Source organism: Bartonella sp. MU37NMGALS, assembly GCF_042194015.1.
GTDB lineage: Bacteria > Pseudomonadota > Alphaproteobacteria > Rhizobiales > Rhizobiaceae > Bartonella > Bartonella grahamii.
This window is the reverse complement of the sequence record NZ_JBHIML010000026.1, coordinates 1-8,486: the sequence shown is the minus strand read 5'-3', so window position 1 is coordinate 8,486 and position 8,486 is coordinate 1. Positions and strand designations below refer to the sequence as shown.

Annotated in this window: 11 protein-coding genes; all 11 read left to right on the top strand. The window is 42.6% G+C overall.

Annotation, left to right across the window (positions count from 1 at the left end; all coding sequences use genetic code 11):
- A partial coding sequence (locus tag ACFIJP_RS08080) for a hemagglutinin repeat-containing protein (RefSeq protein WP_375626850.1) occupies nucleotides 1-2,281 on the top strand: 2,281 nt, incomplete at its 5' end.
- Complete coding sequence (locus tag ACFIJP_RS08075) at nucleotides 2,278-2,679, top strand: hypothetical protein (protein WP_375626849.1); 402 nt, start codon at nucleotides 2,278-2,280, stop codon at nucleotides 2,677-2,679. The genes ACFIJP_RS08080 and ACFIJP_RS08075, both read left to right, overlap by 4 nt.
- On the top strand, nucleotides 2,667-2,837 hold the full coding sequence (locus tag ACFIJP_RS08070; RefSeq protein ID WP_375626847.1) for a hypothetical protein: 171 nt from the start codon (nucleotides 2,667-2,669) through the stop codon (nucleotides 2,835-2,837). The genes ACFIJP_RS08075 and ACFIJP_RS08070 overlap by 13 nt, the downstream gene beginning before the upstream one ends.
- Before the next feature lie 25 nt (nucleotides 2,838-2,862).
- A complete protein-coding gene (locus ACFIJP_RS08065) occupies nucleotides 2,863-3,339 on the top strand; it encodes a hypothetical protein (RefSeq protein WP_375626845.1) in 477 nt (158 codons plus the stop codon).
- A gap of 84 nt (nucleotides 3,340-3,423) precedes the next feature.
- Entirely contained in the window at nucleotides 3,424-3,570 is a 147-nt protein-coding gene (locus ACFIJP_RS08060) for a hypothetical protein (protein WP_375626843.1), read from the top strand.
- Nucleotides 3,560-5,551 (top strand): hemagglutinin repeat-containing protein, encoded by a 1,992-nt coding sequence (locus ACFIJP_RS08055; protein ID WP_375626853.1) that lies wholly within the window; start codon nucleotides 3,560-3,562, stop codon nucleotides 5,549-5,551. Before ACFIJP_RS08060 ends, ACFIJP_RS08055 begins: the two co-directional genes overlap by 11 nt.
- Nucleotides 5,548-5,949 (top strand): hypothetical protein, encoded by a 402-nt coding sequence (locus ACFIJP_RS08050; protein WP_375615477.1) that lies wholly within the window; start codon nucleotides 5,548-5,550, stop codon nucleotides 5,947-5,949. Before ACFIJP_RS08055 ends, ACFIJP_RS08050 begins: the two co-directional genes overlap by 4 nt.
- Nucleotides 5,950-5,952: 3 nt before the next feature.
- Nucleotides 5,953-6,720, top strand: coding sequence for a hypothetical protein (locus ACFIJP_RS08045; protein ID WP_375626842.1), 768 nt, complete (start codon nucleotides 5,953-5,955; stop codon nucleotides 6,718-6,720).
- Nucleotides 6,717-7,124 carry a hypothetical protein gene (locus tag ACFIJP_RS08040; RefSeq protein ID WP_375626840.1) on the top strand — a complete coding sequence of 136 codons (408 nt, stop codon included), beginning with the start codon at nucleotides 6,717-6,719 and terminating at the stop codon, nucleotides 7,122-7,124. The genes ACFIJP_RS08045 and ACFIJP_RS08040 overlap by 4 nt, the downstream gene beginning before the upstream one ends.
- Before the next feature lie 385 nt (nucleotides 7,125-7,509).
- On the top strand, nucleotides 7,510-7,944 hold the full coding sequence (locus ACFIJP_RS08035) for a hypothetical protein (protein WP_375626852.1): 435 nt from the start codon (nucleotides 7,510-7,512) through the stop codon (nucleotides 7,942-7,944).
- A complete protein-coding gene (locus ACFIJP_RS08030) occupies nucleotides 7,941-8,354 on the top strand; it encodes a hypothetical protein (RefSeq protein ID WP_375626838.1) in 414 nt (137 codons plus the stop codon). The genes ACFIJP_RS08035 and ACFIJP_RS08030 overlap by 4 nt, the downstream gene beginning before the upstream one ends.
- The last annotated feature ends 132 nt before the right edge of the window (nucleotides 8,355-8,486 follow it).

Genomic DNA, 8,486 nt, shown 5'->3' with positions numbered 1-8,486 from the left:
TAATATCACCCTATCAGAAAGCTATGATACCTCTAACGCAAAAGAAAAGCATGAAAAGTCTTTTGCTGGTGTGACAGGCTCTGTCAATGTGGGCATTCTTGGTGCTGTACAAGATGTAAGGGATGCAGCCAAACGTTTTGGTCATGGGGATACAAAACACAAAATCGGCAATGGTCTTATTGCTGGTCTAAAAGGCTATGATCTCTATAGCAAAGGCAAAGGTCTTTATAATGGGATGAAAGGTGGAAACAAACAGTCTATTCGTGATATTGCTGATGTTTCTGCTAGCGTAACCGTGGGCTTTAAGACAGAGAAGGCAGAAGCCTCTGTTCAGACCTCTACTGCGGTAACAGGTACAATAGAAGCAGGACGCGCTGTTAATATGCAAGCCCACAAAGGCAGCATCCATGGTGTTGGAGCCGATATTATTGCTGGCACAAACCCGATGCAAAGCAATGATGAACAGAGCGGGAATATCACCATGGGAGCAGGTGAAGATATCATCTTTGAAAGTGCGCAAAATACGCAAAGCACAGAAAACCACACGCAAAGCGCTTCAATGAATGTTGGGTATAGTTATGGTACCGGTGGTACAGGGTGGATGGGGAATGCTTCTTTTGGTAAAGGCAAGGGTTCCAGTGAGGAGGTTCACCAGAAGAACAGCCATATTATTGGCACCGGCACAGTTCACACAACGAGTGGGGCAAACACCACATTGGCAGGTGCTGTGGCTTCTGGAGAGCGTGTAGAAATGGAAGTAGGGGGTGATTTTACCGTTGTCAGCCGCAGTGATACGGGACAAAGTTCCAGCAAGCAAAACTCTGTTTCCATTGGTTATAATAGCCGAGAAAAGGAAGGTACAGCCACAACCAATATTTCCTTGAACAAGGATAAATCCTCTAGTGATTATCATAGTGTTGTGGAGCAATCAGGCATCAAAGCGGGTGATGGTGGTTTTAAGATCAACGTTAAAGATAAAACAACGCTGACCGGAGGACTTATTTCCAGCACCGCGCCGGCAGATAAAAACAGCCTGACCACAGGAAGCATTAGCACCAGTGATATCAGCAACAGTGCGCATGCGCAAGCCAGCAGTCAAGGGTTAAGCATTTCTGCGGGTGGTCCGATGTATCAGGGCAAATATGGTGTCGGGAAAAACATTGCTAAAAATGTCTTAGATCATTCAAAAGCCCAAGATTCAGAGGAAGGATACACCAAATCTGCCATTAGCGATGGCACCATCGTCATTACTGATGAAGCAGGGCAGAAGGCATTGACAGGGCAAGATGTTGAGCAAGCCATAGCCTCCCTTAATCGTGATACTGCCACCGCCCATAAGGGTGTACAACAGCTCGATGTAGGCAAGCTGGAACAAATCGTCCATGAAAACCGTGAAATGGCAACCCAACTCTTAGAAGAAGGGTTTAAATACAGTGATGACTCCTATAAAACCATGTTTATCAAAGAGCACCCCATCGCCGTGGTCGACCGTGATAAAGACGGAAATATAATCTATGAAATAGATGCAAATGGGGTACCTATAAGAGACGCTCGTGGACAACCAATACCTCACGCACATTATTTAACGGATGAAGAAAAGCAGCATTTACAAGAGGGTGCTGATGGCAAGGTGCATGTGTCCTTTAATGGCATCTTTACTCCACCAGAGGAAGCCGCTGTTTATGCGGTTCAACATGCGGAGAATAAAAATGAACCGCTTTATTTTGTTGTGTTCCCAGAAGCCGATTCTGCTATCTCAGAACTTTTGGTCGCGGGCTATCAGAAGTTTATGGAAAATAACTTTTGGGGTTTGACCAATTCAACACAAGAAGCAAAAGATTTGGTGTATAGCCATGGTCTTACAGGGTTAGAACTTTATGGACATAGCCGTGGTACCATGACATTGGGGAATATGCTGTATTCTTTCAAACAAGAAGGTGTGCACGGTATAGCCGACAACACGAATATCAATTTCTATGGACCCGCCTTTAATGCTTTAGTTGCATCCGGTCTGTTAGGTTATGTGAGTGATGGCAAACAAACCACTATTGGTTTTGATGGGAATAGATATGACTTTGTAAGCCGATGGATTGGTGGCAATGGCTATACTTATGAGACAATACCTGCTGGTAGTAACATGTTGAAAGAAACATGGAATATGTTATCAGATCCTTACAATCCCCATACTTGCCTTAGACATGCGAGTGATATGTGCCAAAAGATTTATGGCTCATCTCATCGTGAACAAGTTCCTTCAAGTAAATCATGGAGTAAAAAATGAAACAAACCTTAAAATTATTAAGTGCGATAACTCTATTGAGTATCGCTGGATGTCAGTTTAACAAACCTGCTCCAGGGTATGTGACTGCGTGGGAGAAGCCAGGAGCAGATTTGACAGAGGCAGGAAAAGCCTTGTTAGAATGTGGAATGCCAAGCCTTATTGATGCGGATCCAGAGAATGATAATCGCAGCTTTAATCAAAAGGCAACAATTTATGCTTGTATGGTTCAGGCTGGTTTCCGTGATAAAGTGGGGAGGGGGACTTGGTGCGAGAATCATAAAGCCGAAAACCTTCCGATTTGTCGTCCAGGTGCTGTGATCCCGAGGCCCAGTGTCAAGAAGCGCTTGAACAGCCCGTTTTGTAAAAAATATAAAAATGCACCTGAATGCAAACCTTAAGTCTTTCTGTTTGTGATGATCAACAATCCGCCATCCTTGCCTTCGCTTGGAATGGCGGGATTGTTCCCTCAATCCATCATCTCAATATTGGTCACCGTTGTTTTAATGAAGCGGTGACAGAAAATATCAACAGGCTTATGAGCTCTGTTTTATCGTAAGGAAACCCACTGAAGGAGGGGAAAAATGAAGAAAATCTTAAAACTATTGAGTTGCATAGCTCTCTTAAATACAGCTGGATGTGTTAACCAACCTCCTCCATCAACTTTAGCATTATGGGAAAAACCAGGTGTCGATAAAGCGATGATCCAACAATCCTTATCAAAATGTGGCTGGAAACCGGTTTATGCTTCTTCTAGTGATATGAATTCGTATGCGAGTGAATTTGCCTCAGTTTATGAGTGCATGAAAAAAGCAGGTTTTCGGTATAAATTGCAAGATTCAAAAGGGCTCTATTTTGTACAACCTCTGAAAAGTGACTCGTTTTTAGCTAATTTGATGCTAGCTGGATATCAGCAATTTATGGACAATGATAGCTTTGGTGTGACCAACAAAACGAAACAGGAACGCGCTTTACTAACGCATTTTGAGGATGAAAGAAAACGTCAGCAAAAGCAAAAAGCTTTACAAAAGCGATCACCAAAGCGTCCTCCCCATCGTTAAAAAGGTCGTTGGATAAAATCACGAATGAAGTAGAGGATCAAAGCTGTCTTCTTCTTTATCCACGCAACGGGCACTTTTAATTTGGTGTTTAAGATAGTCGACAATAAGGCAGGTGAGGTTTCATTACGGGGGATGCGTATTTTGAAGCCAAAGTCGTGGGGCAATCCACAGGATACGTTAAGCAGTTTGACCGAGACTGGCGCATCTGGCAAGTATGACAGTGGGCTTTAAAACTGAGAAAACAGAAGCCTCTGTTCAGACCTCCACAGCGGTGACAGATAGCATAGAAGGCGGACGCGCTGTTAACATGCAAGCCCACAAAGGCAGCATTCATGGTGTTGGCGCTGATATTATTGCTGGTACCAATCCAATCTATGTGCTGGAAAATGATGCACAGAGCGGAAAGATCACTATGGAAGCAGGTGAAGATATCATCTTTGAAAGTGCACAAAACACGCAAAGCACACAAAACAGCAGTGAAAGTGCTTCAATGAGTGTTGGCACCGGTTATGGCACGGGTGGCGCAGGGGCAACGGGTAGTGCTGCTTTTAGTCAAGTGGAAGGTTCCAGTGAGGAAGTTCAACACAAAAACAGCCATATTATAGGCACCGGCACCGTTCATACCACGAGTGGGGCAAACACCACATTGGCAGGCGCCGTGGTTTCTGGAGAGCGTGTAGAAATGGAAGTAGGGGGTGATTTTGCCATTACCAGCCGCAGTGATACGGGACAAACTTCCAGTAAGCAAAACTCTGTTTCTGTTGGGTTTGGTGCTGGACAAACGGGTGGTGGGGGCTCCATGAGCGCCTCTTTCCAAAAGGATAAATCCTCCAGCGATTATCATAGTGTTGTGGAGCAATCAGGCATCAAAGCGGGTGATGGCGGCTTTAATATCATAGTTAAAGACAAAACGACCCTAACCGGAGGTATTATTGAAAGCACAGCCTCGGCGGACAAAAACAGCCTGACCACAGGAAGCATTAGCACCAGTGATATCAGCAACAGTGCCCATGCTAAAGCCAGCAGCCATGGGTTTAGCATTTCTGGGAACGACACGATAAAAAACATTGCCAAGAATGTTTTAAATCACGGCAAAGCCAAGGATGGAGCAGAAGGAGAAACCAAATCTGCTATCAGCGATGGGACTATCATCCTTACTGATACAACTGGACAGAGGGCGATGGGGCAAGATGCTGGACAAATCATTGGCTCTCTCAACCGCAACACCGCAGCAGCACACCAGGCAGTAGGACAGCTAGATGTCGCACCGCTTGAGGATATATTGCGTAATCGTTTAGGTATGAGAAATAAATGGGTAGATGAATGGTTTGATATATGGGATGGGGTTCGTAAAATGGCATTTTATGTTGACCATCCAGTGGGTGAGGTTGCGCATGATGAAAATGGCAATGTCCTCTATTTAACCGATGAAAATGGAGAGTATATAAAAGGCAATGATGGAAAATATATCACTCTGTATCACTTTTTAAAGCCAGAGGAAGAAAAGCATTTACAAAAAGGCCCTAATGGTGCTGTTTATATGTTCTACAATGGCATTTTTAATTCACCAGATGAAGCAGCCGGTAATGCTGTTCAATTGGCTGTTAATAAAAATGGTCCCCTTTATTTTACATACTTTCCCCAAGCTGATGATGTGCTGGTAGAATTAGGGGTAGCATATTATCAAAAGTTTTGGGAGGGTAGCACTTGGGGATTGAGTAATTCGACCAAGAAGTTCCAAGATTTTATCTATCGTTATGGCAATGACAATGCTATTGTTAGTGGGCATAGCCGGGGTACCTTAACAATACGCAATGGAGCAAATGACTTGCAAGAACATGGTATCCACAGTGTAGCCAAGAAAACAGACTTCTATCTTGTTGGAGCGGCTGCTCACATGCAATCGATGGCCAATACAGTAGATTATCTAAGCGATGGCGAAAAAAATTATATCTACATACAAGGTCATATGTTAGACCCCATTAGTACAGTGATTGGTTACAATTGGCCTACGGCTTATGGGGTACGTTCCAAACCATATGATTCATTACATCCGTTAATTCTACCCCTCAGAGAGATGGGGGGAGCGATCATCGGCTATAATCCTAGTACCCATAATTGTTATGCTGATGCAAGTGCTAAGTGTAAAAATGATTACGGTTCATTTGATTTTATAAAATTTTATTCCACGAGAACAGGGAACAAAAAATGAAAATACGATTTAACTTATTGAGCCTGCTCATTCTATTAAGTATTACTGGATGTGATATGGACAAATCTCCTCCAGGGGAAGTATATGGGTGGATCAAGCCAGGAGCAGACTTTACCGAGGTAGGAAAAGCCTTATTAGAATGTGGCATGCCACATCTTAATTATCTTGAGGCTGAAAATCAAAAGCTCAGCAATAATGATAATGCAACAATTTATGCTTGTATGATTCAAGCAGGATTCCGTGACAGATATGGCGGTCCATCTTGGTGTGTGAATCATTGGAGGGAAAACCTTCCGATTTGTCGACCAGGCGCGGTCATTCCGAAACGAAGTGTTGAAAAGCGCTTAAACAGCCCGTTTTGTAAAAGAAGTCCAGTACAACCTGAATGCAAGCCTTAAGTAATGATCAACAATCTGCCATCCTTTCCTTTGTTTGGAATGGCGGGATTGTTTCCTCTATATCACTATTTAACGCCAGAGGAAGAAAAGCATTTACAAAAAGGCCCTGATGGCCAGGTTCATATGTTTTACAATGGCATTTTTAACACACCCGATGAGGCTGCGCGTAATGCGGTTCAGTTAACTGACAATGATCATGGTCCCCTTTATTTTACATACTTCCCAGAAGCTGAAGACTGGGAAGTGGAAGTAGGGATAGCGATTTTTCAGAAGCTTCTGGAAGGTAGACTTTTTTTTGGATTGACCAATTCAACCAAGAAATTCCAGGATACAATGTATCTTTATGGCAATACAGGATTGCATATTTATGCCCATAGTCGTGGTACCATAACAGCAGGAAATGGATCATATGATTTAGTAAAGCATGGTGTTCACGGTATAGCAAAGGAAACAACGGTTAATTTTTTTGGTCCAGCTTATAATACTCAAGACATGGCAGATACATTATATATCTTAAGGGATGGCAAGCAAACCACTGTCGGCTTGGAAAATCATGCAGATGATTTTGTTGGTGTTGTATTTGGCAAAAATCCCGCTACTTTTTACCAGAGACCCCCTGGTAGTAACGTAGCGAAAGAGGCAAAGAAAGTACTATTTAGTTATCCCAGCCCTCATGCTTGTTATGCAAATGCGGATCGAGCATGTAGACATGATTATGGTTCATCTCACCGCATATACGTTGATTCAATTAATTCAGGGAGCAAAAAATGAAACACATTTTAAGATTATTAAGCGGGATAATCCTGTTAAGTATATCTGGGTGTAATTTTTTTAAGCCTTCTCCAGGGTACATGTATATGTGGGAGAAGCCTGGTGCAGATTTTACTGAGATAGGAAAAGCATTGTTAGAATGTGGCATGCCAACGCCTTATGATGAGGATTCAGAAAGCAGAGAGCAGAGTATTAATGCACAGGCAACAGTCCATGCATGCATGATTCAAGCAGGTTTTCGCTATAAAAATGAAGTTAAGGGGGGGGGGTGGTGTTATACTTTTAAAGCTGAAAACCTCCCCATTTGTCAGCCTGGTGCTATCATCCCAAAACGAAGTGTCGAAAAGCGCTTAAACAGCCCGTTTTGTACAAAGCATCCAGAACAACCTGAATGCGAGCCTTAAGTGTTTCTATTGGTGATGATCAACAATCCCCCTCCTTGCCTTCACTTGGAATGGCGGGATTGTTTCCTCAACCACATTATTAACGGCTGAGGAAAAGCAGCATTTACAAGAAGGTTCTGATGGCAAGGTTCATGTCTTCCTCAATGGTATTTTTAACACACCAGATGAAGCAGCCGGTAATGCTGTCCACTTAGCTGATAATGAACATGAACCCCTTTATTTTACATACCACCCACAAGCTAAAGACAGGCTCGTAGAGTACGGAGTAGCGATTTATGAGTATTTTGGGAGATGGAGTAATTCGACCAAGAAATTCCAAGATTTTGCCTATCGTTATGGCAATACAGGGGCGATTGTTAGTGCGCATAGCCGTGGTAGTTTGACAGTGGGCAATGGAATGCGTGACTTTGAACAGCGTGGCATTCACGGTATAGCAGAAAAAACAGATATCTATCTTTTTGGACCAGCTGATAACTCTCAATCAATAGCGAATGCACTATATTATGTGAGTGATGGTAAAAAAGATCATATTTATTTACAAAACCATATATTCGATCCCATAGGTACAGGATTTGGTCACAATCCACCTACTGCTTATAAGGTACCCTTGAGGTTCCCTTATGCAATATTTCCACCAGCAACTCCAATGATAGAGCAAGGGGGAGCGTTCATCGGGCATAACCCTAGTACCCATAAGTGTTATGGTAATGCGGGGAAAAAATGTCAAGATAATTATGGAATACATCATAATACAAAAATTTATGCACCTTATGCAATTTTAGATAATTTAGGTTTAGGTTATTTATGGAGAAAAAAATGAATACACTGTTTAAATTATTAAGTGGAATAGTTCTGTTAAGTGTCTCTGGATGTGACATTGAAAACATTGACAAACCTGCTCCAGGGTACGTGAATATGTGGGAGAAGCCAGGAGCAGATTCTACTGAGGTAGGAAAAGCCTTATTAGAATGTGGAATGCCGAGTCTTATCGATCCTGGTTCAGAAAATAAAGAGGTAAACAATAATGGATGGGCAACAATTGATGCCTGTATGGTTCAAGCAGGATTCCACTATAAAGATAAATGGGGAGGAACTTGGTGTCAAAACTATAAAGCCGAAAACTTGCCCATTTGTCAGCCTGGTGCTGTCATCCCGAAGAGAAGTGTCGAAAAGCGCTTAAACAGCCCGTTTTGTAAAAGGTATAAAAATGCATCTGAATGCAAGCCTTAAGTCTTTCTTGTAATGACCAACAATGCGCCATCCTTGCCTTTGCTTGGAATGGCGCGATTGTTTCCTCACGCACATTATTTAACGGATGAAGAACAACAGAATTTACAAAAAGGTTCTGATGGCAAGGTTCAT

Coding starts and splice junctions, on each gene's coding strand:
- ACFIJP_RS08050 (WP_375615477.1), top strand. CDS start 5,548: ATGAAAATACGATTTAACTTATTGAGCCTGCTCATTCTATTAAGTATT.
- ACFIJP_RS08070 (WP_375626847.1), top strand. CDS start 2,667: ATGCAAACCTTAAGTCTTTCTGTTTGTGATGATCAACAATCCGCCATC.
- ACFIJP_RS08040 (WP_375626840.1), top strand. CDS start 6,717: ATGAAACACATTTTAAGATTATTAAGCGGGATAATCCTGTTAAGTATA.
- ACFIJP_RS08030 (WP_375626838.1), top strand. CDS start 7,941: ATGAATACACTGTTTAAATTATTAAGTGGAATAGTTCTGTTAAGTGTC.
- ACFIJP_RS08045 (WP_375626842.1), top strand. CDS start 5,953: ATGATCAACAATCTGCCATCCTTTCCTTTGTTTGGAATGGCGGGATTG.
- ACFIJP_RS08065 (WP_375626845.1), top strand. CDS start 2,863: ATGAAGAAAATCTTAAAACTATTGAGTTGCATAGCTCTCTTAAATACA.
- ACFIJP_RS08075 (WP_375626849.1), top strand. CDS start 2,278: ATGAAACAAACCTTAAAATTATTAAGTGCGATAACTCTATTGAGTATC.